The sequence below is a fragment of the Halomonas sp. 111 genome, assembly GCF_052379685.1.
Classification (GTDB): Bacteria; Pseudomonadota; Gammaproteobacteria; order Pseudomonadales; family Halomonadaceae; genus Vreelandella; species Vreelandella citrativorans.
This window is the reverse complement of the sequence record NZ_JBQSYV010000011.1, coordinates 109,211-134,523: the sequence shown is the minus strand read 5'-3', so window position 1 is coordinate 134,523 and position 25,313 is coordinate 109,211. Positions and strand designations below refer to the sequence as shown.

Genomic DNA, 25,313 nt, shown 5'->3' with positions numbered 1-25,313 from the left:
GTGGTAAGCATGTAGATGAATGGTGCAGTAAGCGCGAAAAATAACGTCGCTCATGGATAGTTCAGAGCGGCGGCGCGCTTTTCTTAGCGTTTGGTTGAATATTTCTTCTGCCTTATAGCGGCTCAACCCTAGCTCTTGAGCCGTATGAAAATACTCATCAAGCTCCACACTCTCACTATTATCGCTCACTAGCGGCGGTTTATTTGCAGATTTACGGCCTAACTTTAAGCCACCAAAAACTGAGGCCCAACGGGGCAATAAATTAAGATACATATCTTCATCCTTGAATCATGTTCATGGAGAGAGTGGTTCATCACAGCGCGAATTCCCGCATAGCGCCACGCCAATAGCTATACACATATTGTACTTCATGAAGCATGACGTTATCGTGACAGGTACCATCTCACGCAAAAAGACACAGCGTTCCAAGCCCCCTGATCACAGGGCGCTACACCCGACAAAGTAAGCTGCCTGAGTAAAAATGCTGCGCGCAATAAACGTGCACGGTATGAGAACGACGCTAAACAAAAAACCCCGCGCTTAAAAAAGCACGGGGCTAACAATTTGGTAGGACCAGGCGGATTTGAACCGCCGACCTCCACGATGTCAACGTGGCGCTCTAACCAACTGAGCTATGGTCCTAAATAGAAAAGGTTGCGATGATGGTAGGACCAGGCGGATTTGAACCGCCGACCTCCACGATGTCAACGTGGCGCTCTAACCAACTGAGCTATGGTCCTGTCGTGCAACGGATGCGTATTCTACTTATTTATCACTGCATTGCAAGCTAATTTTTTCTTTCTGAACAACCCACTCACGCCCTATCTCGCTATAAAATCGCTACGTAAGTGAGTATTTAAATTTTCAGCGTTTTAAACCGTCTCCCCCCTCTTTCTAAAGCAGGAAACCAATAATGCTCGCCCCTCTCCTTACCCCCCTCCTTGCTTGCATAGCGTTAATACCACTGCTTGCAACACTGATTGCACGCATCCCTCTTCGCTGGTGGTGGGTCCGCTGCTTTGAATTCCCTCGCGTTCAAATAGCAACTCTGTCGCTGCTTTGTGGGGTATCCGCTCTCGTCTTTCTATCGCCTGGCAATTGGCGTACCGCGATTTGGGTTATCGTTCTCATCACCGTCGCTTTACAAAGCCAATATATCTTGCCTTGGACTCGGTTATGGCCAGTGGACGTTAAAAACGCATCCAAGCAGTCTTCCAGCAAACAGTACATTACGCTTTTAATCGCCAATGTGCTGACGCCTAATCGGCACACGGAAGGATTATTGGGGATGATCCAGCAACACCAGCCGGATATCATTTTAACCCTTGAGTCCGATCAGTGGTGGCAGGATAAGCTCGACCCCGTGCTAGCAGAACGCTGGAAATATAACGTTAAAGTGCCTTTAGATAACTTGTACGGTATGCATCTTTATTCGCGCTTGCCGCTAAAAGACACCTCCGTTAAATGGCTAATTCAGGAGGATATCCCTTCCATTCATACTCAGGTGCAGCTTGAAAGCGGCGATTATATTCGCCTATATGCCGTCCACCCTCGCCCACCAGCACCCTCAGAAAGCGAAAAGTCGTTATGGCGTGATGCCGAACTTTTATGGGTGGGCCAAGAGGTGCATCAAACGCCCCAGCCGACCCTGGTGGCTGGCGACCTGAATGACGTCGCCTGGTCACGTACCACTCGACTATTTTGCAGGGTAAGCGGCATGCTTGACCCCAGGCGCGGACGGGGCATGTTTAGCACCTTCCACGCCAAGAACCCCTTATTACGCTGGCCTCTTGATCACATTTTTGTAACCAACCACTTCACCCTGGTCAACATGCAGCGCCTTGATGCCTTTGGGTCTGACCACTTTCCTATTCTCGCCACCCTCTGCTATCAGCCCTCTCGCCAAAATGAGCAGGAGCGACCCGAAGCAGACAGCGAAGAGCATCAACAAGCCAGCGAAACGATTCAAAAAGGCAAAACCGAGAAGCAACTAACCTGATCGACGGGTTACTCCGGAACGCCTCCCTGGGCCAATACGCTTGGATCCAAAAGGCGTTCCAGCGTTTTACGATCCAGATCCGTCTCTTCCTCAGCAACATCAATGATAGGCCTACCTGCCTGGTAGGCTTTTTTAGCCACTGCCGCCGCGGCATTATAGCCAATCACGCTATTAAGCGCGGTCACAAGGATCGGATTTCGAGCCAAGGGGCCTTGCAAGTTATCTTCTCGCACCTTGAACGTTGCAATTGCTCTATCCGCCAGTAGCCGTGACGTATTACTCATTAGCGTAATCGCCGTGAGCAAATTCGTTGCCACCAGTGGCAGCATGACGTTCAACTGAAAATTACCACTCTGGCCTGCCACGGTAATGGCCGAATCCAACCCAATCACCTGGGCTGACGCCTGCGCTGCCGACTCAGGAATCACAGGGTTAACTTTGCCCGGCATGATGGAACTACCCGGCTGAAGCGCCTCAAGCTCAATTTCGCCGAGCCCAGCCAAGGGGCCTGAGTTCATCCAGCGTAAGTCGTTGGCAATCTTCATAATGACGCACGCGAGGCCTTTTAACTGCCCGGATAGCTCAACGGCGGCATCCTGAGATGAAAGACTGGCAAAAAAACTATCGTTGGGTGCAAAATTCAGCCCGGTTTGCTCGCTTAGCTCTTTGGCTACCTGCTCAGCGAATCCCTCAGGTGCATTAATACCCGTACCAACCGCTGTCCCACCCTGTGCCAAGCGGCATAGCCTGCTCATCGCGCTGTCGAATCGCTCAATAGCCTGCCCTAATTGACTCGACCAGGCCCCGAGCTCCTGGTCCATGCGTAACGGCATCGCATCCATTAAATGGGTGCGTCCCGTTTTGACAACATCTTTTAGCTCCTCGGCACGCTGATCAATACAGGTCTTTAAATGCTCAAGTGCTGGCTTGAGAGACTCATTAACCGCAATCGCTGCTGACACATGTATGGCGGTTGGGATAACGTCATTACTTGATTGCCCCATATTCACGTGATCATTAGGCGTCACATCGACACCTTCACGACTTGCCAAGGTAGCCAATACTTCATTCACGTTCATATTGGTAGAAGTGCCCGAGCCCGTTTGAAAAATGTCGATCGGGAACTGGTCGTCGTGCTGCCCGTTAATCACAGCCTGTGCTGCGTTTTGAATAGCCTTGGCCCTAGCATCATCCAACAGGCCCAACTGCTGGTTAGCCCGCGCTGCAGCCAGCTTTATCCGCGCTACGGAATGGATAAACGCGGGGGGCATAGGGGTGTGAGACACCGGAAAATTATTAATGGCCCGCTGCGTTTGAGCGCCATAAAGCGCGGAAGAAGGCACTTCAAGCTCACCCATGCTATCGCGCTCGATACGAGTATCCATATGATTCTCTCCTTTGAGTGATAATCAACCTTATCTACAAGCGATCACGTGGGCAAATCCCTTCTCAACCGCTGCCGTTATTCAAACTAGACGCTCCAACCGGCCAGGTAAACCGTCATGTCCCATCATGCTCACATTAAGCCTGCCTCTTTATATTGCGGCGCACAAAAACGACTGCTATGCTGCACTGCAGAAACGCTAAACGAATGACATTTTTATTGTTCAGGCAGGAGTTTCATAATGAATGCATTCAACACAAATGAAATGAACCAGCAGTTTGATAACGTCTTTATGGCCCCTGCACGCGCTTATGCTGCGCTAACGATTGATTATGCCGAAAAGATGCTGAACGCTCAGGTGGAAGCAAACCAGGCTTATGCTGAGACGGGTATTAATCAATTGCGCCAGCTAACCAGCGTTAAAGATCCGCAAGGATTGCGTAATTATATGGAAGGCCAACAGCAGGTTGTTAAGCAGCTAGCGGAACGCGTGAAAGGCGATGCCGATAAAGTGGTTTCGCTTCAGCAAGATTATTTCAAGAAAAGCCAAAAACTAACCGAAGAAAACGTGAAACAAGCACAGGCTGCTGCTGGCAAAATGCGTCAAACGACCTGATTTTTTTAAGTTCTGAACACTTAATCATTAGATGCCCGCTGATCCACTCAGCGGGCTTTTGCTTACCAGCCAAGTGCAGACTTAACAAACGGGATTGTCAGTTTACGCTTAGCCGACAAGGAAGCCTGATCCAGAGTTTCAATCGCCTTACATAAATCGCCTAATTCGCGAGGTCCGCGGTGCAAAATATAGCGCCCTACGTCATCGGGTAGCTGCATTCCCCTGACATTGGCGCGCAGCCTAAGCGCGGCCAAACGGCTTTCGTCATCCAAAGGGTGTAAATGAAACGTCACTCCCCAGGTAAGGCGTGAAGCAAGGTCCGGAAGCACAACCTCAAGCTGGCGCGGAGGTGTGTTAGAGGCGATAACAAGCTGTTTGCCAGCATCGCGCAAGCGATTAAACGCATGAAACAGGGCTTCTTCCCAACGTTTTCGGCCAACGACATACTCAAGATCATCAATCGCGACTAAATCCAATCGCTCTATATCTTCAAGCATCAGGGGCGGAAAATGCCCCAGGTCAGCTAACGGTAAATACAAGGCCCGCATATCCGCATCGGAAGCCGCATGGCAGGCGGCCTGAAGCAGGTGGCTTTTGCCGCTGCCTTGGGCACCCCATAAATAGATAAACGGCTCTGCATTCGGTTGAAATTGTTGTGTCAGATGTTCAACCAGTGGAGCATTCGCGCCTGAAGCGTAATAGTTATTGAAGGTTGCATCATCGCGCAACCCTACTCCTAACGGCAGCTGTGCCGGCACTCGGCTCATGGTGACTCCCTTTCGTCGTGACGCCCCAGCTCATTATGGTGATTTAAAGGCGTTAGCGAGCCTTGTTCTGCATTATAAAAGGTGCTGTGTTTATAACGATCATTAAGCTCTCTAAGCAGCACCATAAAAACAGCTGCAACGGGTAACGCTAACAGCACACCGGTAAACCCAAATAAATTTCCACCCGCCAGTACAGCAAAAATAACGGCGACAGGATGCAAACCAATTTTATCGCCCAATAGTTTGGGCTGCAGTATGACACTTTCTGCAGCTTGACCGATACTAAATACCACGATCACACCGAGCACCGCCCACCACGTACCGAATTGAAATAATGCAACAATTAAGGCGACGGCAATGCCAACAATAAACCCCAAAAAGGGTACGAAACTTACCAGGCCGGCAACAAAACCTATCAACAAACCAAAATTAAGCCCCATCACAGTAAGACCGGTCGCGTAAATAACGCCCAGGCACAACATCACCAAAAGCTGGCCGCGTAAAAAAGAGGACAGCACTTCATCGCAACGCCGCGCTAAGCGAAACGTATCATCAGCCCATTGCCTTGGCACCAGGCTTGCAAGATTGCGCAGCATCCGTTTCCAGTCGAGGAGTAAATAAAACGTCACGACAGGAATCAAAGCGATATAAGTAATCCATGTCATAAAGGCCATACCTGAGCGGCCAATTTGGCCTAGCGCTTGAGCCAAATACCCTCCCGCATCACGCCAGTTTTCCACCAATACTTCACGCACATTGATTAACTCGGCACGCAAATCGTAGCCCGTCCACTCCTGAACCTGTGGCGCCAGCACATTCTCAATCCACATGAACATGTCAGGCATCACTTCCCCTAGCTGCTTGATTTGTTGAATCACCAGCGGAATAAAAATCAATAGACTCGCCGTTAATACAATAAGCAGCACCAGAAACACCAGGCTCACGGCGAAAGGTCGTTTCATTCCCAGCCGCTGAAAGTAGTTAGTCAGCGGGTCAGCTAAATAGGCTAATACCATGCTGGCAATAAAGGGCATCAACACCGAATTAAGTACATACACCAGCCCAATGAAAATCGCGAGCAGGCCAACCCCTAACCATGAATTTCGCATTACATGACTCTCCTTCCTGGATCCATCAATAGCGCTTTGTACGCTTAATAATAACAAAAGTTGGAGGAACACTGACCCAACATGTATACCGGCGATGCGACCCACGCCGCTGGGTGTTACAATCTTCTGCAGTTATTGCCCAGCACTGGCCATTTCGCCAGCACTACCCCGTACTGCTATAGGCTTCACAGGAACTGTCATGACCGAGACTTCCACTTCTCCGGCTACTCCTTCTCTCAGCTATAAAGATGCAGGTGTCGATATTGACGCCGGAAATGCCCTAGTTGACCGCATTAAACACGTTGCCAAACGTACCACACGCCCCGAAGTAATGGGCGGGTTAGGCGGCTTTGGCGCACTATGCGAGCTGCCAGCAGGTTACAAGCAGCCTGTACTGGTGTCTGGCACCGATGGCGTAGGCACCAAGCTACGTCTCGCCATGGACCTTGGCAAACATGACACTATCGGCATCGACCTGGTGGCCATGTGCGTTAATGATTTGATTGTTGCAGGTGCTGAGCCGCTGTTATTCCTTGACTACTATGCCACGGGCAAGCTGGATGTGGATATCGCGGCAGATGTTGTCACGGGTATTGGTGCGGGGTGTGAACTGGCAGGCTGCGCTCTGGTGGGTGGTGAAACCGCCGAAATGCCGGGCATGTACGAAGGCAGCGACTATGATCTAGCCGGTTTTTGCGTTGGTGTGGTGGAAAAGTCCGAAATTCTTGATGGTAGTAAAGTGGCAGAAGGCGATGTTCTTCTTGGGCTTGCCTCCTCAGGCCCTCACTCCAATGGCTATTCCCTGATTCGTAAGATCCTTGACGTCAGCAATGCCTCTCTCGACACCCAGGTAGATAATGCCCCACTGGGTGATGCATTAATGGCACCGACTCGTATCTACGTCAAATCATTGCTTTCACTAATGCGCGGCACCTCTATTCCGGTTCATGCGCTTTCCCATATTACCGGCGGCGGCCTGCTGGAAAACATTCCGCGCGTACTGCCTGATACGCTAGCAGCACATATTGATATTAATACGTGGCAGCGCCCCGCGGTTTTCGATTGGCTTCAGGCCCAAGGCAATGTTAACGAAATCGAAATGCACCGCGTGCTTAACTGCGGCATCGGTATGGTACTGGTGATTCCTGCGGCTGAAGCTGACCAGGCCATGGCTCACCTTCAAGCTCAAGGCGAAACGGTTTATCGTATCGGGCATATTACCCAACGTCAGGAAGAAGCGGTGGTGCTGGAGAACCTGTCAGCATGAGTGGTACCGAATATCCCAGCGACACGATTACCGACATGACACCAGAACCTACCGGGCCACGGCGGGTCGTTGTGCTGATTTCAGGCAGTGGCAGTAATCTTCAAGCGTTGATTGATGCGCAGTCGCATGACCGTTTAGGCGGCGAGATTGTGGCGGTGATCTCCAACGTGGCTGACGCTTATGGTTTGAAGCGCGCCCACGAGGCCGGCATCGAGGCCGTCGCCCTGCCTCATCGTGAATATGACAACCGCGAGGCTTACGACGGCGCGCTGATTAAGGTGATTGAGCGTCATGAACCCGACGTGATTGTGCTGGCTGGCTTTATGCGTATTTTAACGCCGCGCTTTGTACAACGCTTTTTGGGTCGGATGCTGAATATTCACCCCTCACTGCTGCCCGAGTACCAAGGGTTAAATACCCATGCACGGGCACTGGCCGACAACGTAACCAGCCATGGTTGCAGCGTGCATTTTGTTACCGAAGAGCTGGATGGCGGCCCCGTAGTTCTGCAAGCAGAATTAGCGGTCACTCCTGAGGATAACGCAGAGACGCTTAAAGAGAAGGTCCACGCCCGCGAGCACCTGATTTACCCAATCGCCGTACAGTGGTTTTTAGAGGGGCGGCTACAGTACAGCGCGGAAGGCGCTAAAATGGACGGCCATCTTCTGCCTGAACATGGTATGCGTCTTTCTCATGCCGATGCCGCTGAAGAACTTGATGAAGAGCTGGATGAAGACAGCGACGTGTAGTTGACCGACCTGTCGGTTACTGTTCGCAGAAACGCGCACAGTAAATAGAAAGCAAGGCCTTACGGGAAACCGTAAGGCCTTGCTTTTAGGGCTACTTAACAGGCGTATCGATTACGTGCGCGGCAACGTAACACCACGCTGCCCCATGTATTTCCCGCCTCGGTCTTTATACGACGTTTCGCACTCCTCGTCGGACTCTAAAAACAGCATTTGCGCCACACCTTCGTGAGCATAAATCTTGGCTGGCAAATTGGTCGTGTTAGAGAACTCAAGCGTTACATGCCCTTCCCACTCCGGCTCAAGCGGCGTGACGTTCACGATAATACCGCAACGCGCATAGGTTGATTTGCCCAGGCAAATAGTCAGCACGCTGCGCGGAATACGAAAATACTCAACCGTTCTAGCTAACGCAAACGAGTTAGGCGGAATAATGCAAACATCACCTTTTACGTCCACAAAGCTTTTTTCGTCAAACGCTTTAGGATCAACGATGGCCGAGTGAATGTTGGTAAACACCTTAAATTCATCGGCACAGCGGACATCGTAGCCATAGCTGGATGTGCCGTAAGAGATCACTCGCTGATCATTAACATAGCGAACCTGCTCTGCTTCAAACGGTTCAATCATGGCATCACTTTGTGCCATGCGACGAATCCACTTATCTGATTTGATACTCATGTGTTACTTCATCACTCGCTAAAAGAAATAGTGGGCCCATCGCTTTCGCTGCCATTTACTGACTGGGCAACTTGCCTGGCAATCTCTGCAAACGCTTGGCTTACCGAGCTATCAGGCTCTGAGATAACGCTTGGAGTACCCGAGTCTGCCAGCTCTCGAATGGACAACGTCAATGGCAGCCGTCCCAGTACGGTTGTCTGGTACTCTTCGGCAATGCTATCCCCTCCTCCTGTACCAAAAATTGCGGCCTCATGACCACAGTTTTCACAGTGGTAAAGGCTCATGTTTTCAACCACACCAAGCACCGGAACATTCACCTTGCGGAACATTTCGATACCTTTACGCGCATCCAACAGCGCGATATCTTGCGGGGTGGTCACAATAACCGCCCCCGTTACTGGCACTTTTTGCGCCAGTGTCAGCTGTATATCGCCGGTACCTGGGGGCATGTCAATCAGTAGGAAATCAAGATTATCCCACTGTGTTTGTGTGAGCATTTGCTGAAAAGCCCCCACCACCATTGGCCCCCGCCAGACCATCGCTTCACGCGTATTGACCAAAAAGGCCATCGACATGGCTTGAAGGCCATGGGCGTTCAACGGTAAAAACTGGTTGTTGTCAGTCGCTTCGGGGCGGGCACCCTCCTTCACACCAAGCATTTGCGCCTGGCTTGGACCATAAATATCCGCATCCAGTACGCCCACACGATAACCCTGAGCAGACAGTGCCAGCGCCAGGTTAACGGTGACGGTCGATTTACCAACCCCACCTTTTCCCGAGGCCACTGCGACAATATGTTTAACGCCGTCCATTAGTCGCGCTCCTATAATCCAGGCAAAAACTATTCACGTTGTGCCAAATGATACTCTGTGACCACGTATTCATAAACCAACAAACAAAAACGGATGCTGGGGCTACCAGCATCCGCCTGTCAATTCGTCTGGTTGATTCAGACGAATACGCTTAATTATTGCTTTGCTGTTGGCTCTGTGATTGATTGTTATCGCTTTCGTTGGCAGGCGCCTGATCCGTTGCGCCACCCTCAGATGAAGCGTCATTTGCTGCATCATCGGCGCTACCTAAACGCTGATCAAGGGAAGAAAGCTCGTCTCGCCAACTATTTAGCTGAGACGCCAGTTGAGATAAGGTTTCTTCACGCGCTTCAATATCGCTATTAATGTTAGCAACTTCATTACGGCCAAGATCAAGCGCAACCATCAAGTCTTCCATTTCGCCACGCACCTGCTCCAGGCTCTGCGACTCCTCTTCCCGAAGCTCAACCAATGAATCGACTTCGTTTTGAAGCTCATCACGCTCAGAGGCGAGGGAGTCACGGGTATTTTCCAACTCATCCAGTTCACTTTGTGCCGAAGCCACCTGCTCCTCAAGACCAGAGAGCGCTTCATTAGCTTGACGACTCTGCTCTTCAAGTTCAGCAAAATCATCTTCAGCGCTACTTAGTGCTTCAACCGCTTGCTGGCGCTGCTCTTCAGCCTGTTGGCGTGCGGTTTCAGCCTGTTGCCGCGCTTCATCAGCGCTCTGCTGGGCTTCTTCTATCTGCTGAAGTGTCGCTTCAGCATTATCACGGGTTGTTGTGATTTCATCGCGCTCATCGCGCAGTGACTGCATATCACCCTGGGCGTTTTCCAGCTCTTGGTTTAAAGCATCCACTTCATTTTGAAGTTCATCTCGTTGAGTTTCTAATTCTTCAAGGCGCGTCTGAATAGTAGCCACGTCATTTTGTGCGCTTTCCAACGCAGAACTGGCTTCATTACGCTGCTCTTCAAGCTGCGCCACCTCTTCCTGCATGTCCGCTAAATTGGTTTCTGCCTGATCTATTTCCTGGATACGGCGGCTATAACGACGGTTGTCCTGTTCAGCACTTGCCAGTTGCCCTTCAAGCGCTTCAACACGCTCTTTATGAGTGCCTGCGTTGGACTGCGCCATGATCGCCCAAATAACGGCAATGGCGGCGATACCCGCGATAGCCCTGACTCGGTTATCTTTAAATAGCGTTTTGGCATCCAGCCTGCTCGCAGGCGTCTGATGATCCGAATGGTTTTCTTCTGACATTCTGCGTCCCTCTCTCTACCAGGCTACCGATATCAGCAGCGTTAAAGGTGCGTTTAGCGCATATCGTCCATTACAAGCATACACAGCAAATGGCATCTAGCCAGTCCACTAGCAGATTCAATGCATTAGCCAAACCCACCTTCTACTGTAGATCATTATGAACAGGAGCTTCGCCTGGATGAGCATTTTTGAACCACGCAAGCTTTGTGTGCAGTGAAACCACACCACCAATAATTAAAAGCGCCGGTGACTGAATACGGCCTGTCGTCAAGGCCTCAGGCAGCGATGCCAATGTTCCCGCATGGATTTGCTGTTCAGCCATCGTCCCTTGCTCAATCAACGCCAGAGGCGTATCACGCGACATCCCATACGCCATCAACTTTTGGCTAATTACACCAACGCTGTTTAGCCCCATATAGAAAACCAGTGTTTGGTTTGGTTTTGCTAACGCTTCCCACTCCACTGCCTGCTCATCATCCGCCCAATGCCCCGTCACAAAATGGACAGCCTGTGCATGATCACGGTGGGTAAGCGGAATGCCAGCATAAGCGGAGCATCCTGAGGCGGCGGTGATACCGGGAATAACCTCCACCGCTACTCCATGAGTGATTAGCGCTTCCAACTCTTCACCGCCGCGACCAAAGATGAACGGGTCACCGCCTTTAAGCCTTACGACGCTTTTGCCCTCAATGGCCCAGTCGACCAAGTGTTGATTAATCTCCTGTTGAGGAACGCTATGCTGCGACCGGACCTTTCCAACATAGAAGCGCTGCGTATTGCTCGGCAGTAGCGCCAAAATAGCGCTACTAACCAAGCGGTCGTAAAGCACGACATCTGCTTGCTGAAGGCGCTTGTAGGCTTTTAAGGTTAATAACTCTGCATCGCCAGGACCTGCGCCCACCAAGCTAACAAAACCACTCATTCCACCTCCTGACAAAATTCATACCTATATTGTTGCTTACGCGTAATCATGCCAATGATAATTGGCCGTGATTGCGTTTGCCTGCTTTCATGACCAGTGTTATGCCGATTTTATGAGGGAATGTATATGCTCAGGCTTGCACAAATCATCTGTGAACCCTGCTCGAAAGACACCCCGCCGCTAGATAAAAGCGAGTGTCAGGCTTATCTTGAGCAATTACCGGAGTGGCGGATTGTCGAGCACGATGGCATCATAAAGCTGTCACGAAGCTTTTCGTTTTATGACTTTGCCAAGGCGCTGACATTTACCCAGCGTGTTGGCGAGATAGCAGAGCAGGCCGGACACCACCCCATGTTAATCACCGAATGGGGTAAAACCACCGTAATGTGGTGGACACATCGTATTAATGGCCTGCATCTTAATGATTTCATTCTTGCCGCCAGAACCGACGAGGTAGCTGAGTAAATGTTTGAGCATATTGAGCGAGTCCCTGGAGATGCCATTCTCGGGCTGATCGAAGCTTTCAAAAAAGATACCAATCCGCAAAAGGTTGATTTGGGCGTAGGGGTGTACCGCGATTCAAAGGGTACTACACCGGTAATGCGCGCTGTCAAAGAAGCTGAAGCTCGCCTGCTCAAGAATGAAACCACCAAAACCTATATCGGTTCGCACGGGGCGCCCGCCTACAGCAATGTCGTATTGCCCATGGTGCTGGGTAGCGACTCCCCCGTACTGGAAGCCAAACGCGCCAGCGCTACTCAATCCCCCGGCGGTACCGGTGCGTTACGCTTAGCGGCTGACTTTATTGCGACTCAGCTACCCCATAAAGGTATTTGGGTAAGTGACCCGACGTGGCCCAATCACCACGGTATTTTTACGTCTGCGGGCATAGCGCTGCATAAATATCCGTATGTAGATGCTGATAACCGCCTCGATTTTTCAGGCATGCTGGCCGCGCTGAAAAAAATTCCTGAAGGCGACGTCGTGGTGCTGCATGCGTGCTGCCATAACCCGACCGGTTTTGATCTATCCCAAGAGCAGTGGCAGGAAGTGCTGGTCATTCTACGTGAACGTAAGCTCCTACCGCTCGTTGACTTCGCCTACCAAGGGTTTGGTGAAGGGCTTGATGAAGATGCCTACGGCGTACGCCTACTGGCCGAACAGCTGGACGAAGTGATTATCACCAGCTCCTGCTCGAAGAATTTCGGTATCTACTGCGAGCGCACTGGCTGCCTTATCATGGTCGCTAAAGACGCGGAGCAGATGGAGAATGTGCGTTCTCAGGTGGCCATTGTGGCCCGGGAAAACTACTCCAACCCGCCTGCTCACGGCGGCGCCATCGTAAGCGAAATTTTAAACGATGCCGAACTGACCACCATGTGGCGTGAAGAACTCACCGAAATGCGTGACCGTATTAATACGCTGCGCCGCGATTTTGTGGAAGCCCTGAAACCCTACGGCCTGGATCAGAAATATGCTTGTGTTGCTGAACAGCGCGGCATGTTCTCCTACACCGGGCTAACGCCTGACCAGGTAGATCGCTTACGCGATGAGTTTGGCATTTACATGGTCCGCTCTGGACGCGCCAACGTTGCGGGCTTCTCTCATGAAAATCTCCCTTACCTTGCCAAAGCAATTGCAGCGGTTAACGACTAACCGCGTTGCCTAATGCTTTACTCGGCGCCCAGGCTTTGCCTGGGCGTTTTTGTATCTTGGGAATGGTTGTATTGTTGTGTACAATTGCGCGCTTGCCGCCAGAGCCAAGGCCGCCCGTGCGGCGTCCTGTTCAGCGCCAACCTGACCGATCAGTCAACCCCACCTGTGGGTCTATCTGCCTAACGGTTTGCACTGTTAAACTCTTTTATTAACGAGGCTTTCCATGGCGGCAGCCAGCACACACTACCCTTGGTATAAAAAAGAAGACACCGATGCCTTCTTTGCTCTCTTCCAAAATAATATCGCCAACTTTATCGTTATCGCGATTACCATGCTGGGCATGGGCTTCCCAACCTCGATCGTCTATGGTCAGGTGCTGCCAGGAGCGGCCGTTGCCGTTATGGTCGGCAACTTCTATTACGCCTGGAGCGCTGCACGCTTAGCCAGGAAAGAGAACCGTACCGACGTTACCGCCCTTTCATACGGCATTTCTACTCCGGTTATGTTTGTATTTTTATTTGGCGTACTGTTACCCGCCAAGCAACTGACCGGTGATACCGAGCTGGCCTGGAAGGTTGCGGTGGCTGCCTGCTTTATTAGTGGCGCTATTGAAGCGGCAATTAGCCTGATTGGCCGATGGGTGCAGTATCATCTGCCACGGGCTGCCATGCTGGGGGCTGTCGCGGGGGTAGCACTTACGTTTATTGCCGGTGAGATGCTGTTTAAAACACTGGAAGTACCGGTTATTGGCCTTCTCGTGCTGGCTATTATTATCGTTGGCTTGGTAGCCCGGGTCAGCATGCCCTTTAAACTGCCTACCTCGCTGTTCGCGATTATCGTCGGCACGGCGATGGCTTACTTGATTGGTGATGCTGGCAGTGAGCGCTTCAGCGATGCATTTACGCACCTGGGCTTTTACCCGCTGCTTCCCAATTTGGCCTGGTTTGAAGGTTTAGGTTTACTATTTACCGGTATGCTCGCTGTGCTAACCGTTGTTCTTCCTATTACGCTTTATAACGCCATTGAGACCATGAACAATGTTGAAGCGATGGAGGCAGCTGGCGACAAATACGACGTCCGCGAATGTCAGGCGGTTGACGGCGTAGGTACCATGATCGGCGCACTGTTTGGCGGCGTTTTTCCTACTACCGTGTATATCGCCACGGTAGGCGCAAAGTGGATGGGCGCCGGGCGCGGTTACAGCTTATTGAACGGTGCTGTTTATGCGCTGGCCACCATGACAGGATTAATTGCCGCCCTGGCAGCCATTATTCCCGTCTCCGTGGTAGCGCCCATATTAGTCTTTGTGGGCATGTCGATGATTGCCACGGCATTCCAGGCCAACGATACGCGCTATTATCCCGCCGTCGCACTCGCCATGCTGCCCTACTTTGCTAACTATATAATGACGCGCTTTAGCCGTGGCGCAGGCGAAGTGGTGAGCGATATTTCCAGTGCCATTGTGGTAATGGGCCAAGGCGCCATGTTTATGGCTATTTTGTTGGGCGCCATGACGGTGTCGGTGATTGATCATCAGTTTCGGCGCGCTGCCGTATTTGCCTTGATTGCAGCAGGCTTTTCATTTGTCGGTTTAATGCACGCACCTCAACTAGCATTGAACGCCGCGCCACAATTTGTGCTCGGCTACTTGGCAATGGCGCTGCTATTTGCCTATTTCTCATTCCAGCAAGCGCCACACAAGCGTTAATTGGCTATGTGTTAATTACTCCATTTATTAATTACTTTAGGCGTTGTATCCCGCCTGCCGTTGCGGGCGGGACAATATACGTACCAATACGACCCACGCAGTTAAACCCGATAACAAATTTCCTATCGCTGCCCCTGCCGCCAAGCCCCACCAGCCAAAGAGCAAAGAGCCTACCCATAAGCAAGGCAAGTAGCAGACAAAGAGGCGCGCACTGGAAAGCAGCATGGCGCGCAGCGGCCAGCCCAACGCATTTCCCGCCGATACCACCAACATACATACTCCTAGCGCAGCATAACTTGGCAGCAAGAAGCGAATCAGTAGTGTCAGCTCGCTTTGCACGTTAGGCGTTCCCGCCAGAACCATCGCGAGCCAAGGCGCACCCAAGGCAAGTATCACGCCAAGACCTAGCTGCCATATAACAGCCACTTTAAGCGCCAAGCGTATTAACTGCTGAATTTGCCCCCAATCCCCGGCCCCATAACAGCGTCCCAACCAAGGCGGAAGCGACATGGTCATCGCCAGTATGACCATCAGCGAAAGCGTTTCCAGGCGGCTTGCCAGCCCCCACGCTGCTACTTGGGTATCGCCAAGCCCAGCGACAACGGCAATGGTTAACATGCTGGCAAGAGGTGGCATCAATTGGCTCACCATCGCGGGAGCGGCAATGCCTACATAAGGGCGCCAGGAGTGTTTGGCCTCATCCAAGAGTCCAACGTTAGACACCCATTGCTTACGTATCAGCGCCTGGCACGTAATCACTAACCCCAAAGCGAATGCGATACACGTTGCCCAGGCAGCCCCTGGCAACCCCAAGCCCTCCCAGGAGCCAACACCAAAGATCAACAGTGGATCGAGCACCAGGTTGGCTACACTACTAAGCACCATCATTTTACCCGGTAGCTTGGTATTGCCGTGGGCACGAAATACGCTATAGATAAAATAAAGCACCGCACCCAGCCATGCTGAAAAAAGTTGCGGCCCCCAATAAATACGGATGTAAGAAAGTGCCGTGTTATCTGCGCCTAACAGACGAAAAACAGGCTCATGGAAAAGCCATAAGCCTATACCCAGCACACCAATCACGGCTCCCCCAGCAAGCAGTACCAGGCTGGTTAAGCGCTTTGCTCTCGCATGCTCATCAGCTCCCAAGGCCCGAGAAATAAGCGCTGCAATGGCAATGCCCATACCCACTTGGATCCCAATAATTAAGAAAGAGAGTGGGAAGGTGAACGATTGCGCTGCCAAAGGTGCAGTGCCAAGGCGAGCGACAAAAGCACTATCAACAAGTTGAAAACCCAATAACGCCAGTACCCCGATGGCCATCGGCCAGGTTTGGCGCCATAGAGTTATTGCCAACTTGCGCTGACCCAATATAGTGCTCAAACCGGTAACTCCTTAATTTGCAATGTTTATAACCAAAAGCGCCACCGCCCCTTGGGGCGGTGGCGCTTTTTAACACGGATAACTTACTGACGGATACCCTCAAACGTCACATAAAGCTCTAGCTCGTGCATGGGCTCGGGGAAGTCGCTCATATCGATGCCAAAATCGCCCAAGGTAAGCATTGTGCTGCCTTCAAAACCGGCACGGTAATTACCCCATGGATCTTCACCCTGACCGATTAACGTCACGGGCATTTCAATTTCTTGCGTCTCGCCGTGTAACGTTAAATCACCCGTCACAACACCTTCGTTGTCGCCTGTTGATTCAAAGCCGGTCGAGACAAATGAAGCGGTTGGATATTCGCTTGCATTCAGGAAATCACTGCTCAGAATGTGACGGTCACGCTCAGCGTGGTTAGAGTTCAAGCTATTCACCTGAACCTCGAACTCAACAGCAGAAGCGTCTACATCATCTTCATCGTAAGAGAGCTGGCCATCAAATTCTTCAAAACTACCCAGAATATAAGACATGCCAAGATGGTTAATTTTAAACTGTACGAAAGCGTGCTGGCCTTCGGTGTCAACGTTATAATCAGCTGCCTGAGCCTGGCTTAATGGCACTAATGCAGCCGCGGCAATAGCAGATGCAACGACACTTTTCTTCAACATCATGGTTATCTCCTCTCTTTCCTTAATAGACACAGAGAATTTTTATTTACTCCATGCTCGAAAACGCGATTCCAGTCAGTATTTACGAGCTCGCTCACCAAGCTCGAAGGACTTTTTTAATTCGTACTTTTTAATTAGCACTTATGTATTAGCATTTATCGCTTATAAATGCTCAGATCGGTGCGCCGGATTAACCATACGCACCAGTGTAGCGTGTCGATCAACCCAGTGATGTTTAAATGCGGCTAACGCATGTCCTGCAGCCAAAACTACCAATGTTAATGCGCTGTACCAATGAATATCACCGGCGATGCTGGCTTGATTAGGAAGGCCATGCAGTAATGCAGGCACATCAAACCAACCGAAAACGCTAATACCCCGGCCATTAGCCGTAGAAATCATATAACCGCTAAGCATGACAAGAAGCAAAACGATGTAGAGCGCGATATGGCCCAGATGGGCTGCCAGGACTTCGAAGCGGCTGCCTTCACCTGCCGGCGTCGGCTGCAGCAAGCGCCACGCTATGCGTGCAACCGTGGCTATCAACAGTAACATGCCAATCGAGCGATGCACCCATGGCCCCTGATTGTACCAGCTATCGTAGTAGCCAAGCCCCGTCATCCACCAGCCCAATATAAACAGGCCAGTAATTGCTATGGCGCTAAGCCAATGAAACAGAATACTCACGAGACCCCAAGTGCGCTGCGTGTTCCGCCACATTATTTTCTTCCTCGTTACTACCAAACAAACGCTATGCTGACTCGATTTCCTGTCAAACATGCCCAAGTGTTGGCATTTCGCTCATGGCTATCGCAGGCCTGCTCTTATCGAAGTCAAGACAGTGCGAGAGCGCCCGTTAATCACAGCAGAGCCCCCACCAAAGCACTCAGCTGAACACTATCATCAAATATCAAAACGACCTTCGGTTTCTCAAGCCGCCGAAAGAGCGACTCTTGCGCGGCTACCGCTATGAATATCAGGAGCATACCGGCTGGCGCTTTAAAAGACTGCTGAAAAAAGCAGAATACAGCATTCGTAAAAACCATTGATTAACATGCTAACAGCTTTCATGGACCGCACAATCAGCAACCAGTAAGCGGTACCTACTGATAGGTGTGGAGAATTTAAAAAACAGATGCAAGGAGCATTGAAAAAAACAAGAAAAAAGCACTTCCTGTAACACCATTGAAATTAATTCAATTTTTTAGAATGGTTCGTGTATTTTTAATCAATTTTATTATCTAGTTTGCAGGCTTACAATATCGTCATGTTCTCAAGTGACTTGGCAAAAAGCACACCATGCATGGGAGAACAACTACACACTAATGAGGTTTATATCATGAAAAAAGTTACCACTGTCGCCGCTATTGCAATCGCCTTGTCTGCCACTACCTTTTCAGCAGCTGCACTGGCTGAGCGTGGTTCAGAGAAACTGAACACCGTGATGATTCCGACATCGACTGCCCATTACAGCCAGAAAGACCTCACCATGTCCCCATCGGACTTACCTGCGATCAATGGCGGCCAGGCTCAAAACGAGGTACTTGATGTCTCTTTCGACGAAAGCCAGCAAACAGTAGCAGACCGCACAATTAAAGGTAATGACCTGCACAGTCTTAACTCGTAAGGCAGGCAATACTGGCAGCTTCTAGAAAACAGATCTGTCGCAAAAAACCCCACGCACGTGGGGTTTTTTATGCTAATAAAGCAAGCCTAACGACAAAACAGAGCTTATATTGTCAGCCTTGTTCCGCTGCTAGCACATCGAGGCCACGCGCTAAATCACGCTGAATGTCCTGCTGGCTTTCCAGTCCCACCGCCACACGAATCAACCCAGGAACAATGCCCGCTGCCTCTTTTTGCGCATCGGATAAGCGTCCATGCGTGGTCGTCGCGGGATGAGTGATCGTCGTTTTTACATCCCCCAGGTTACCGGTGATGGATAATAGACGAGTCGCATCAATCACCTGCCAAGCGCCCTCCTGCCCATTAACAACCTCAAACCCAAGCACAGCGCCAAAGCCCTTCTGTTGCTGCTTGGCAAGCGTATGCTGCGGATGTGCTTCCAAACCGCTGTAATGCACGTGACTTACTGCGGGATGTTGTTCCAGCCAGCGCGCCAGCGTGAGCGCATTTTCACAATGAGCTTTCATTCGTAGCGAGAGTGTTTCTAGCCCTTTGGTAAATATCCAGGCATTAAAGGGACTGAGACAAGGGCCACAGGTACGAACCACACCGAAGACTTCTTCCAGTACATCATGCTTACCCACGACAGCACCACCGATGGCCCGCCCTTGACCGTCCAGGTACTTGGTCGCAGAGTGGATGACGAGGTCGGCACCCAACGCAAGAGGCTGCTGCAGCGCAGGTGTCAAAAAGCAGTTATCAATGGCCAAAAGGGCATTATTACGTTTTGCTATGGCAGCAAGCGCCGAGATATCGGCAATCTCGGAAAGCGGGTTTGAGGGCGTTTCTGCGAACAGGAGCCGCGTTTTAGGCGTAATAGCCGCTTCCCACGCTTCTACATTAGAGAGTTCAACATAGCGGGTGGTGATGCCAAACTTGCCCAGGTACTTATCGAACAGGCTGACGGTCGAGCCAAAGAGCGAACGCGATGCCACGATTTCATCGCCGGCAGACAATAACGCAAGCGCCGTCGATAAGATGGCCGACATACCCGAGCTTGTTGCCACGCAGCGTTCCCCACCTTCAAGTGCTGCCAAGCGGCGCTCGAAAGTATGTACAGTGGGGTTCGTAAAACGCGAATAAACGTTGCCAGGCTCTTGCCCACCAAACTTACGCGCTGCTTCCGCAGCGCTTTCATAGACAAAGCTAGAGGTCGGAAAAATAGGCTCCGCATGCTCTTGCTCGAAGGTGCGATGATGGCCTGCACGGATCGCCAGCGTCTCTAACGACCACTCATCCTGTTGGCTGTCATTGTGCATGGACGTACCCCTTATTTTCAGTAAGCATCAGTGACCTGTCGTTAGTCGTCGAGGTCATCATCCTGATTGTGCATATCGACCAGCGCATGATCACCCGCACTTTGATCTTTCGCGGCATCGTTCCGGCTGGCTTCAAGCACGGCCAGATACGCTTCATCGATATCCCCCGTAACATACTTGCCATCAAAGACCGAGCAGTCGAAGGCTTCCATTTCCGGGTTTACTTCGCGGCAGGCATCTTTCAGGTCTTCCAGATCCTGGTAGAAAATTCGGTCAGCGCCAATCAGCTCGCCTACTTCATCTTCAGTGCGGCCATGGGCAATTAACTCCACCGCCGCAGGCATGTCGATACCGTACACATTAGGGTAGCGCACAGGCGGCGCAGCGGAGGCAAAGTAAACCTTACGCGCACCCGCATCTCGGGCCATCTGAATAATCTGCTTACAGGTCGTGCCACGTACAATCGAGTCATCCACTAACAGCACGTTCTTGCCTTTGAACTCAATGTCGATGGCGTTGAGTTTTTGGCGTACCGATTTCTTACGCTGCGTTTGGCCAGGCATGATAAACGTACGGCCAATATAGCGGTTCTTCATAAAGCCTTCGCGATACGTCACCCCAAGGTGCTGGGCCATTTCCAGCGCGGAGGTACGTGACGTATCCGGAATGGGAATCACAACATCAATATCGTGATCAGGCCATTCGTTCAGGATTCGGTCGCCCAGCTTGCGCCCCATTTGCATGCGCGTGCCATAGACGTAGGCACCGTCCAGAATGGAATCAGGGCGTGCCAGATATACATGCTCGAAAATACACGAGCGCAGTTCCGGGCGGTCAGCACATACTTGCGTATGACACTGGCCCTGCATATCCACAAATATCGCTTCGCCAGGTGACAGGTCACGCTCAAGCTCAAAGCCGCCCACGTCTAGCGCGACCGACTCAGAAGCAATCATGACATCCTGCCCTTCGTCCGTTTGGCGAGTACCAAACACCACTGGACGAATGCCGTGAGGATCACGAAATGCCACCATACCAAAACCGTTAATGATCGCGACCGCCGCGTAGCCGCCTTTGCAGCGCCGGTGCACTCTACGTACCGCATCAAAAATATCTTCCGCTTCCAGATGCAGGCCTTGCTTACCCAGCTCATGGGCAAACACGTTAAGCAACACTTCAGAGTCGGAGCTGGTATTGATATGCCGTAAATCGGTTGAGAAAAGCTCCTGCTTCAACTGTTCAGAGTTGGTCAGGTTACCGTTATGGGCCAACGCAATACCGTAAGGCGAGTTGACATAAAATGGCTGAGATTCCGCTTCGCTGGATGAACCAGCGGTAGGATAACGTACGTGACCAATGCCCAGGTTGCCCTTAAGGCGAGCCATATGGCGGGTGTGGAAGACGTCGCGCACTAGCCCATTGCTCTTGCGCAGTAAGAAGCGTCCCTCGCTCCAGGTCATCATACCGGCAGCGTCCTGGCCGCGATGCTGAAGTACGGTCAGGGCATCGTAGATTCCCTGATTTACCGCCTGCTTGGCCAGAAGGCCCACTATACCGCACATTCAAGTTACCTCGCTTTAGTGCCATGGCTTGCCAAAACAAGCCCGTACGTTCTTAAAACTCATTTTAATACGTTTGCGTTTAACCGGTACCCGTCAAGCGGTTAGGCAAGCGCAAAACACGCTGTTAGGCGTTATTGACTATCCATGGGCTGCGGCGCAAAACTGCCATGCGGGCGAATCTCAGGCAGTGATATATCGCGTAAAGAGGCGGGCGCTTCTGGCAGCTCACGCTCCCACTGATCCAACTGACTAACCGCCCAATCGCGCAACTCGATAAAGGTGGGCCGTAACGAGGCTTGCTGCCATGCCTGAAGCTCGGCAAGCGGCGTGAGCGTAATAACAACCGTGGCCACCAGCAAGATGATCGTGCCACGCGCGATACCAAACACAGCTCCCGCAAAGCGGTTCAAAAGCCCCATGCCTACCCATACAATGGCCGCATGCACCAAGCGAATAACAATGCCGCAAAGCAAGATCACCGCAAAAATAACCAGTGCAAAGGCCAATACAAGTCGAGCGTCAAAACTTTCGATAAACCCGCTCATTAACTCGGCAACCGGCTCTGCCAATACGCGGGCGACCATTAACGCAACCACCCATGCCCCAAGCCCCAACGCTTCTCTAACAAAACCACGGACAAAGCCGGCCAGCATCGAAAGCGCCAGCACGGCAAGAAATACAGCATCAATCCACGTTAGCGCCATCGTTTAATCTCTTACTCGCACTAACAGACCTTGCACGTTTGCGCGCTGCTTAATTAAGGCCATCGCCGCTTCGCCATCCTCTGATGATGCGTAAGGCCCCACGAGCACTGTGGTCAAGTTATTGTCGCGCTGGCGTTGGAAAACACTAAATCCTTCGCCTGTAAGCTGGCTACCTAGTCGCTGAGCATTCGCGGCATCGCCAAAACTACCCACCTGAACCGCCCACCCACCTTGCTGTGTAGACGCTGGTCCAGCACCCGATGAACCCGCCCCTGATGAACCTGAACTAGAAGAGCCTGTACTTGAAGAATTAGCACTTGAAGAACCTGCAGCGCTTTGGCTGCTGGATGTCGACGTGCTATTCGAGGCTACCAGGTCGGCAATGGGGTCATTTTGGGGAGCGTCAGTGTTTGAAGATGACGTAGGCGCTTGTGCGACGGTTTCCGTTTCACTGGGCGCATCAATTTGAGAAGTATCAGGTAATCTCGGAGATGCATCTATCGGTGCATTAACCCCATCATTGCTTGCCACATTTGAAGATGGCTGAGGGTTAATGGTAGAGGGCATTTGGGGAGCGTCTACATCATGGCGCGCCGTTTCTATGGGCTGTTCAATAATGAACGTTGGTTGCTGTCGCTCCTCACGCGGCGCCGGGTCACTCATCAGCCAAGGGACAACGATTGCGAGTAGCGCAAGCAGAATCACAACACCGCTAATGCGCTCTGTTTTACCATATTTCATATCATCTCCCTCTAGCGGGACTACGCCTTAAGAACGGCTGGCTTGTGGCAGTGATCGAGCTAACAGAGCGGCGACGGTAAAAAAGGAACCCGTTACCAAAATGCGATCCTTGTCAGTGAGCATCTCAGCCATGGCATCAACACCGGCTTCAGGCGAGTCTGCACAAAGCCGCACACAGCCACCATGGGCTTTAATACGCTCAGCGAGTTCATTGGCCGTGTGGCCGCGCTCGCCATCAAGCGTTACACAGACCCAGTCAGTAATACGCGGTGCTAACGCCGCAATAACACCATCAACGTCTTTATCATTAAGCATACCTATCACTGCCCACTGCCGTCCTGTATCAGGCAGTACTGGCAAATGGCGAGCAACATAGGTAGCCGCATGAGGATTATGCCCCACATCCAGGCACCACTGCCCTATCCACTGCATCCGGCCTGGCAGATTAACACTGGCTAATGCATTTTGCGTGGCTTTTAGCGTTAGCGTCAGCCCCGTAAGCGCCAGCGCTTGTAGCGCAGTTGCGGCATTATCGACAGGCAGACCAGGATCAGGCAGCGCATCCAGAGAAAGCGTCTCCCCCGTTGCCGTCAACCCACTCCAGCACCAGGGTAAATGGCTGTTTTCCTCGGCACTGTGGTTAAACGCTAATCCTAACCGGTAAACCGGCGCCGCCAAGGCAATAGCCGCATCGGCCACGCTACCGGGAAGCGACTCACTGCCCAATACCGCTGGCCGCAACGGGCGAAATATACCCGCTTTCTCAAGCCCGATTTGCGAAATATCGGTTCCCAAAAAGCTCGCATGGTCTTGGGCTATCGTAGTGACAACCGCAACATCCGCATTAATGATATTGACGGCATCCAAACGACCGCCCAAGCCCACCTCAAGTACCGCAAGATCCAGTTCAGCTTGTGCCAAACACCAGAGTGCGCACAATGTACCTGCTTCAAAATAGGTCAGGCTAATTTCCGGCGCTTCCAGGCGAGCCTGTTCGACACGTTCAAACCCCTCGACCAGGCACGCGTCGCCAGCTTCCTGGCCGTTGATACGCACCCGCTCGTTGTAACGCAATAGATGAGGCGAGGAGTACGTACCCACATGCCAACCATGTGCGCGAGCCACCGCGTCAACCATGGCAACCGTCGAGCCTTTACCATTGGTGCCCGCCACAATGACAACGCGATTGGCAATGGGGCGTTTAAATAGCCCCATACGCTCAGCAACACGTGACACACGCTCCAGGCCTAAATCAATCCCGACAGGGTGCAGGGTTTCCAGATGCTGAAGCCACTCTGCTAACGACTTAGGCATTGCGGTGTGGTTCATGGCTCTTGTCAATAGAATCCGGACCTGTCTCGTCAACCGTTACGTCAGTATCGGCGATGTGTGCTTCATCAACCACCGGCTCAGCGACGGCTTCATCATCCGTCAACTCACTGGCTAACGAAAGCGCCTCCTGATGAGTCAACTTGCGTAGTACGCCGCCCACACGGGTACGCATTTCCTGGCGATGTACAATCATATCGACCGTACCATGCTCCAACAGGAACTCACTGCGCTGGAAACCTTCTGGCAGCGTTTCGCGGACGGTCTGCTCAATAACACGCGGACCAGCAAAACCAATCAATGCATTGGGCTCAGCAATATTCAAGTCGCCCAGCATGGCGAGCGAAGCGGATACGCCCCCAAACACCGGATCGGTAAGCACCGAGATATAGGGCACACCGGCCTGCTTGAGTCGCTCAAGTGCCGCCGATGTTTTGGCCATTTGCATCAGTGAGAAAAGCGCCTCCTGCATACGCGCACCACCGGAAGCCGCAAAGCAAACCAGCGGAATACCTTCGTCAAGCGCGATAGTCGCCGCTCGGGCAAACTTCTCACCCACTACGGCCCCCATCGACCCGCCCATAAAGGTGAACTCGAAAGCAACCGCAATGACCGGCAAACCGTCCAACGTACCACGCATAGCAATCAGCGCATCTTTCTCGCCGGTATCTTTTTGCGCAGCCGCCAAGCGGTCCTTGTACTTTTTAGAGTCGCGGAATTTCAGGCGATCAACAGGTTCAAGCTCTGCCGCGACTTCTTCACGACCTTCTTTATCCAGGAACCAGTCCAAGCGTTTCCGCGCAGTCAGCCGTAAGTGATGGTCACATTTCGGACAAACACTATGGTGTTTCTCTAACTCAGGAAGATAGAGAACGGCTTCACACTTGGGACATTTACGCCAGAGGCCGTCGGGCACACTGGCACGACGGTCTTTACGCTGGATACGCCCCATGGAGGGCACTATCTTGTCTAACCAGCTCATATCAAAAAGGCTTCCGTTTTACGTCATGCCTGGCAGCGCCAAGCTTGATGAGTGTCGTCAATCAACTTCAA

At 51.7% G+C, this 25,313-nt stretch carries 25 protein-coding genes and 2 tRNA genes; 8 read left to right on the top strand and 19 right to left on the bottom strand.

Annotated features, from left to right (window positions below):
* The 3 genes from ACT3T7_RS10345 to ACT3T7_RS10335 all read right to left on the bottom strand — a co-directional run.
* The coding region (locus tag ACT3T7_RS10345) for a hypothetical protein (protein WP_193057209.1) at window positions 1-273 on the bottom strand (273 nt) is incomplete at its 3' end.
* Between the two features lie 292 nt (window positions 274-565).
* Window positions 566-642: transfer RNA gene (locus ACT3T7_RS10340), tRNA-Val, on the bottom strand.
* A gap of 21 nt (window positions 643-663) precedes the next feature.
* Window positions 664-740: transfer RNA gene (locus ACT3T7_RS10335), tRNA-Val, on the bottom strand.
* 173 nt (window positions 741-913) lie between these two features.
* Between ACT3T7_RS10335 and ACT3T7_RS10330 the strand changes: the two genes are divergently transcribed.
* On the top strand, window positions 914-1,999 hold the full coding sequence (locus tag ACT3T7_RS10330) for an endonuclease/exonuclease/phosphatase family protein (RefSeq protein ID WP_444630978.1): 1,086 nt from the start codon (window positions 914-916) through the stop codon (window positions 1,997-1,999).
* An 8-nt stretch (window positions 2,000-2,007) separates the two neighbouring features.
* Here ACT3T7_RS10330 and ACT3T7_RS10325 read toward each other — a convergent pair whose 3' ends face one another.
* The gene (locus tag ACT3T7_RS10325; RefSeq protein WP_444630977.1) at window positions 2,008-3,384 is read right to left on the bottom strand and encodes a class II fumarate hydratase; all 1,377 of its coding nucleotides are present in this window, start codon (window positions 3,382-3,384) and stop codon (window positions 2,008-2,010) included.
* A gap of 240 nt (window positions 3,385-3,624) precedes the next feature.
* Between ACT3T7_RS10325 and ACT3T7_RS10320 the strand changes: the two genes are divergently transcribed.
* Complete coding sequence (locus tag ACT3T7_RS10320) at window positions 3,625-3,999, top strand: phasin family protein (protein ID WP_087107407.1); 375 nt, start codon at window positions 3,625-3,627, stop codon at window positions 3,997-3,999.
* Window positions 4,000-4,061: 62 nt separating this feature from the next.
* Here the strand turns inward: ACT3T7_RS10320 and hda are convergent, their stop codons facing one another.
* A complete protein-coding gene (gene hda / locus ACT3T7_RS10315) occupies window positions 4,062-4,766 on the bottom strand; it encodes a DnaA regulatory inactivator Hda (RefSeq protein ID WP_172118424.1) in 705 nt (234 codons plus the stop codon).
* A complete protein-coding gene (locus ACT3T7_RS10310) occupies window positions 4,763-5,875 on the bottom strand; it encodes an AI-2E family transporter (protein WP_193054645.1) in 1,113 nt (370 codons plus the stop codon). The genes hda and ACT3T7_RS10310 overlap by 4 nt, the downstream gene beginning before the upstream one ends.
* Before the next feature lie 199 nt (window positions 5,876-6,074).
* Between ACT3T7_RS10310 and purM the strand changes: the two genes are divergently transcribed.
* Both purM and purN read left to right on the top strand, forming a co-directional pair.
* Entirely contained in the window at window positions 6,075-7,142 is a 1,068-nt protein-coding gene (gene purM / locus ACT3T7_RS10305; RefSeq protein WP_444630976.1) for a phosphoribosylformylglycinamidine cyclo-ligase, read from the top strand.
* Window positions 7,139-7,891: a phosphoribosylglycinamide formyltransferase gene (gene purN, locus ACT3T7_RS10300; protein ID WP_444630975.1), complete on the top strand. Its 753-nt coding sequence runs from the start codon at window positions 7,139-7,141 to the stop codon at window positions 7,889-7,891. The genes purM and purN overlap by 4 nt, the downstream gene beginning before the upstream one ends.
* A gap of 111 nt (window positions 7,892-8,002) precedes the next feature.
* Here the strand turns inward: purN and dcd are convergent, their stop codons facing one another.
* The 4 genes from dcd to cobA form a co-directional block, all read right to left on the bottom strand.
* Window positions 8,003-8,569: a dCTP deaminase gene (gene dcd, locus ACT3T7_RS10295; protein ID WP_172118420.1), complete on the bottom strand. Its 567-nt coding sequence runs from the start codon at window positions 8,567-8,569 to the stop codon at window positions 8,003-8,005.
* An 11-nt stretch (window positions 8,570-8,580) separates the two neighbouring features.
* Entirely contained in the window at window positions 8,581-9,381 is an 801-nt protein-coding gene (gene apbC, locus ACT3T7_RS10290; protein ID WP_444630974.1) for an iron-sulfur cluster carrier protein ApbC, read from the bottom strand.
* 151 nt (window positions 9,382-9,532) lie between these two features.
* Window positions 9,533-10,642: a kinesin gene (locus tag ACT3T7_RS10285; protein ID WP_444630973.1), complete on the bottom strand. Its 1,110-nt coding sequence runs from the start codon at window positions 10,640-10,642 to the stop codon at window positions 9,533-9,535.
* 142 nt (window positions 10,643-10,784) lie between these two features.
* Window positions 10,785-11,564, bottom strand: coding sequence for a uroporphyrinogen-III C-methyltransferase (gene cobA / locus ACT3T7_RS10280; RefSeq protein WP_444630972.1), 780 nt, complete (start codon window positions 11,562-11,564; stop codon window positions 10,785-10,787).
* A gap of 126 nt (window positions 11,565-11,690) precedes the next feature.
* Here cobA and ACT3T7_RS10275 point away from each other — a divergent pair, with 126 nt between their 5' ends.
* From ACT3T7_RS10275 to ACT3T7_RS10265, 3 genes are all read left to right on the top strand, one after another.
* Window positions 11,691-12,029, top strand: a complete 339-nt coding sequence (locus ACT3T7_RS10275; RefSeq protein ID WP_444630971.1) for a 4a-hydroxytetrahydrobiopterin dehydratase — start codon at window positions 11,691-11,693, stop codon at window positions 12,027-12,029.
* Complete coding sequence (locus ACT3T7_RS10270; protein WP_444630970.1) at window positions 12,030-13,220, top strand: amino acid aminotransferase; 1,191 nt, start codon at window positions 12,030-12,032, stop codon at window positions 13,218-13,220.
* 223 nt (window positions 13,221-13,443) lie between these two features.
* Window positions 13,444-14,928, top strand: coding sequence for an NCS2 family permease (locus tag ACT3T7_RS10265; RefSeq protein ID WP_444630969.1), 1,485 nt, complete (start codon window positions 13,444-13,446; stop codon window positions 14,926-14,928).
* Between the two features lie 36 nt (window positions 14,929-14,964).
* On the opposite strand, the gene ACT3T7_RS10260 is transcribed toward ACT3T7_RS10265, so the two are convergent.
* The 3 genes from ACT3T7_RS10260 to ACT3T7_RS10250 form a co-directional block, all read right to left on the bottom strand.
* On the bottom strand, window positions 14,965-16,251 hold the full coding sequence (locus tag ACT3T7_RS10260; RefSeq protein WP_406565433.1) for an MATE family efflux transporter: 1,287 nt from the start codon (window positions 16,249-16,251) through the stop codon (window positions 14,965-14,967).
* Window positions 16,252-16,394: 143 nt separating this feature from the next.
* Window positions 16,395-16,979, bottom strand: a complete 585-nt coding sequence (locus ACT3T7_RS10255) for a YceI family protein (RefSeq protein WP_444630982.1) — start codon at window positions 16,977-16,979, stop codon at window positions 16,395-16,397.
* 162 nt (window positions 16,980-17,141) lie between these two features.
* The gene (locus tag ACT3T7_RS10250) at window positions 17,142-17,699 is read right to left on the bottom strand and encodes a cytochrome b (RefSeq protein ID WP_444630968.1); all 558 of its coding nucleotides are present in this window, start codon (window positions 17,697-17,699) and stop codon (window positions 17,142-17,144) included.
* A gap of 619 nt (window positions 17,700-18,318) precedes the next feature.
* On the opposite strand from ACT3T7_RS10250, the gene ACT3T7_RS10245 reads away from it, so the two are divergent.
* Window positions 18,319-18,606, top strand: a complete 288-nt coding sequence (locus ACT3T7_RS10245) for a hypothetical protein (RefSeq protein ID WP_444630967.1) — start codon at window positions 18,319-18,321, stop codon at window positions 18,604-18,606.
* Between the two features lie 112 nt (window positions 18,607-18,718).
* Here ACT3T7_RS10245 and ACT3T7_RS10240 read toward each other — a convergent pair whose 3' ends face one another.
* The 6 genes from ACT3T7_RS10240 to accD all read right to left on the bottom strand — a co-directional run bounded on the left by ACT3T7_RS10240 (window position 18,719) and on the right by accD (window position 25,242).
* On the bottom strand, window positions 18,719-19,924 hold the full coding sequence (locus tag ACT3T7_RS10240) for an O-succinylhomoserine sulfhydrylase (protein ID WP_444630966.1): 1,206 nt from the start codon (window positions 19,922-19,924) through the stop codon (window positions 18,719-18,721).
* Between the two features lie 41 nt (window positions 19,925-19,965).
* Window positions 19,966-21,486, bottom strand: a complete 1,521-nt coding sequence (gene purF / locus ACT3T7_RS10235; RefSeq protein ID WP_172118409.1) for an amidophosphoribosyltransferase — start codon at window positions 21,484-21,486, stop codon at window positions 19,966-19,968.
* A 131-nt stretch (window positions 21,487-21,617) separates the two neighbouring features.
* Entirely contained in the window at window positions 21,618-22,190 is a 573-nt protein-coding gene (locus ACT3T7_RS10230; protein ID WP_172118408.1) for a CvpA family protein, read from the bottom strand.
* Window positions 22,191-22,193: 3 nt separating this feature from the next.
* On the bottom strand, window positions 22,194-22,931 hold the full coding sequence (locus ACT3T7_RS10225) for an SPOR domain-containing protein (protein WP_444630965.1): 738 nt from the start codon (window positions 22,929-22,931) through the stop codon (window positions 22,194-22,196).
* 27 nt (window positions 22,932-22,958) lie between these two features.
* On the bottom strand, window positions 22,959-24,245 hold the full coding sequence (gene folC / locus ACT3T7_RS10220; protein WP_444630964.1) for a bifunctional tetrahydrofolate synthase/dihydrofolate synthase: 1,287 nt from the start codon (window positions 24,243-24,245) through the stop codon (window positions 22,959-22,961).
* Window positions 24,238-25,242, bottom strand: a complete 1,005-nt coding sequence (accD, locus tag ACT3T7_RS10215; RefSeq protein WP_193054633.1) for an acetyl-CoA carboxylase, carboxyltransferase subunit beta — start codon at window positions 25,240-25,242, stop codon at window positions 24,238-24,240. The genes folC and accD overlap by 8 nt, the downstream gene beginning before the upstream one ends.
* Window positions 25,243-25,313: the final 71 nt, after the last annotated feature.

Excerpts from the sequence above, each read along its gene's own strand:
- ACT3T7_RS10240 (WP_444630966.1), bottom strand. The coding sequence starts at position 19,924 with ATGCACAATGACAGCCAACAGGATGAGTGGTCGTTAGAGACGCTGGCG.
- ACT3T7_RS10260 (WP_406565433.1), bottom strand. The coding sequence starts at position 16,251 with ATGGCCATCGGGGTACTGGCGTTATTGGGTTTTCAACTTGTTGATAGT.
- ACT3T7_RS10245 (WP_444630967.1), top strand. The coding sequence starts at position 18,319 with ATGAAAAAAGTTACCACTGTCGCCGCTATTGCAATCGCCTTGTCTGCC.
- ACT3T7_RS10275 (WP_444630971.1), top strand. The coding sequence starts at position 11,691 with ATGCTCAGGCTTGCACAAATCATCTGTGAACCCTGCTCGAAAGACACC.
- purF (WP_172118409.1), bottom strand. The coding sequence starts at position 21,486 with ATGTGCGGTATAGTGGGCCTTCTGGCCAAGCAGGCGGTAAATCAGGGA.
- ACT3T7_RS10325 (WP_444630977.1), bottom strand. The coding sequence starts at position 3,384 with ATGGATACTCGTATCGAGCGCGATAGCATGGGTGAGCTTGAAGTGCCT.
- folC (WP_444630964.1), bottom strand. The coding sequence starts at position 24,245 with ATGCCTAAGTCGTTAGCAGAGTGGCTTCAGCATCTGGAAACCCTGCAC.
- ACT3T7_RS10285 (WP_444630973.1), bottom strand. The coding sequence starts at position 10,642 with ATGTCAGAAGAAAACCATTCGGATCATCAGACGCCTGCGAGCAGGCTG.
- ACT3T7_RS10270 (WP_444630970.1), top strand. The coding sequence starts at position 12,030 with ATGTTTGAGCATATTGAGCGAGTCCCTGGAGATGCCATTCTCGGGCTG.
- ACT3T7_RS10250 (WP_444630968.1), bottom strand. The coding sequence starts at position 17,699 with ATGTGGCGGAACACGCAGCGCACTTGGGGTCTCGTGAGTATTCTGTTT.
- ACT3T7_RS10320 (WP_087107407.1), top strand. The coding sequence starts at position 3,625 with ATGAATGCATTCAACACAAATGAAATGAACCAGCAGTTTGATAACGTC.
- accD (WP_193054633.1), bottom strand. The coding sequence starts at position 25,242 with ATGAGCTGGTTAGACAAGATAGTGCCCTCCATGGGGCGTATCCAGCGT.
- ACT3T7_RS10310 (WP_193054645.1), bottom strand. The coding sequence starts at position 5,875 with ATGCGAAATTCATGGTTAGGGGTTGGCCTGCTCGCGATTTTCATTGGG.
- ACT3T7_RS10265 (WP_444630969.1), top strand. The coding sequence starts at position 13,444 with ATGGCGGCAGCCAGCACACACTACCCTTGGTATAAAAAAGAAGACACC.
- apbC (WP_444630974.1), bottom strand. The coding sequence starts at position 9,381 with ATGGACGGCGTTAAACATATTGTCGCAGTGGCCTCGGGAAAAGGTGGG.
- purM (WP_444630976.1), top strand. The coding sequence starts at position 6,075 with ATGACCGAGACTTCCACTTCTCCGGCTACTCCTTCTCTCAGCTATAAA.
- ACT3T7_RS10230 (WP_172118408.1), bottom strand. The coding sequence starts at position 22,190 with ATGGCGCTAACGTGGATTGATGCTGTATTTCTTGCCGTGCTGGCGCTT.
- ACT3T7_RS10330 (WP_444630978.1), top strand. The coding sequence starts at position 914 with ATGCTCGCCCCTCTCCTTACCCCCCTCCTTGCTTGCATAGCGTTAATA.
- dcd (WP_172118420.1), bottom strand. The coding sequence starts at position 8,569 with ATGAGTATCAAATCAGATAAGTGGATTCGTCGCATGGCACAAAGTGAT.
- purN (WP_444630975.1), top strand. The coding sequence starts at position 7,139 with ATGAGTGGTACCGAATATCCCAGCGACACGATTACCGACATGACACCA.
- ACT3T7_RS10255 (WP_444630982.1), bottom strand. The coding sequence starts at position 16,979 with ATGTTGAAGAAAAGTGTCGTTGCATCTGCTATTGCCGCGGCTGCATTA.
- ACT3T7_RS10225 (WP_444630965.1), bottom strand. The coding sequence starts at position 22,931 with ATGAAATATGGTAAAACAGAGCGCATTAGCGGTGTTGTGATTCTGCTT.
- cobA (WP_444630972.1), bottom strand. The coding sequence starts at position 11,564 with ATGAGTGGTTTTGTTAGCTTGGTGGGCGCAGGTCCTGGCGATGCAGAG.
- hda (WP_172118424.1), bottom strand. The coding sequence starts at position 4,766 with ATGAGCCGAGTGCCGGCACAGCTGCCGTTAGGAGTAGGGTTGCGCGAT.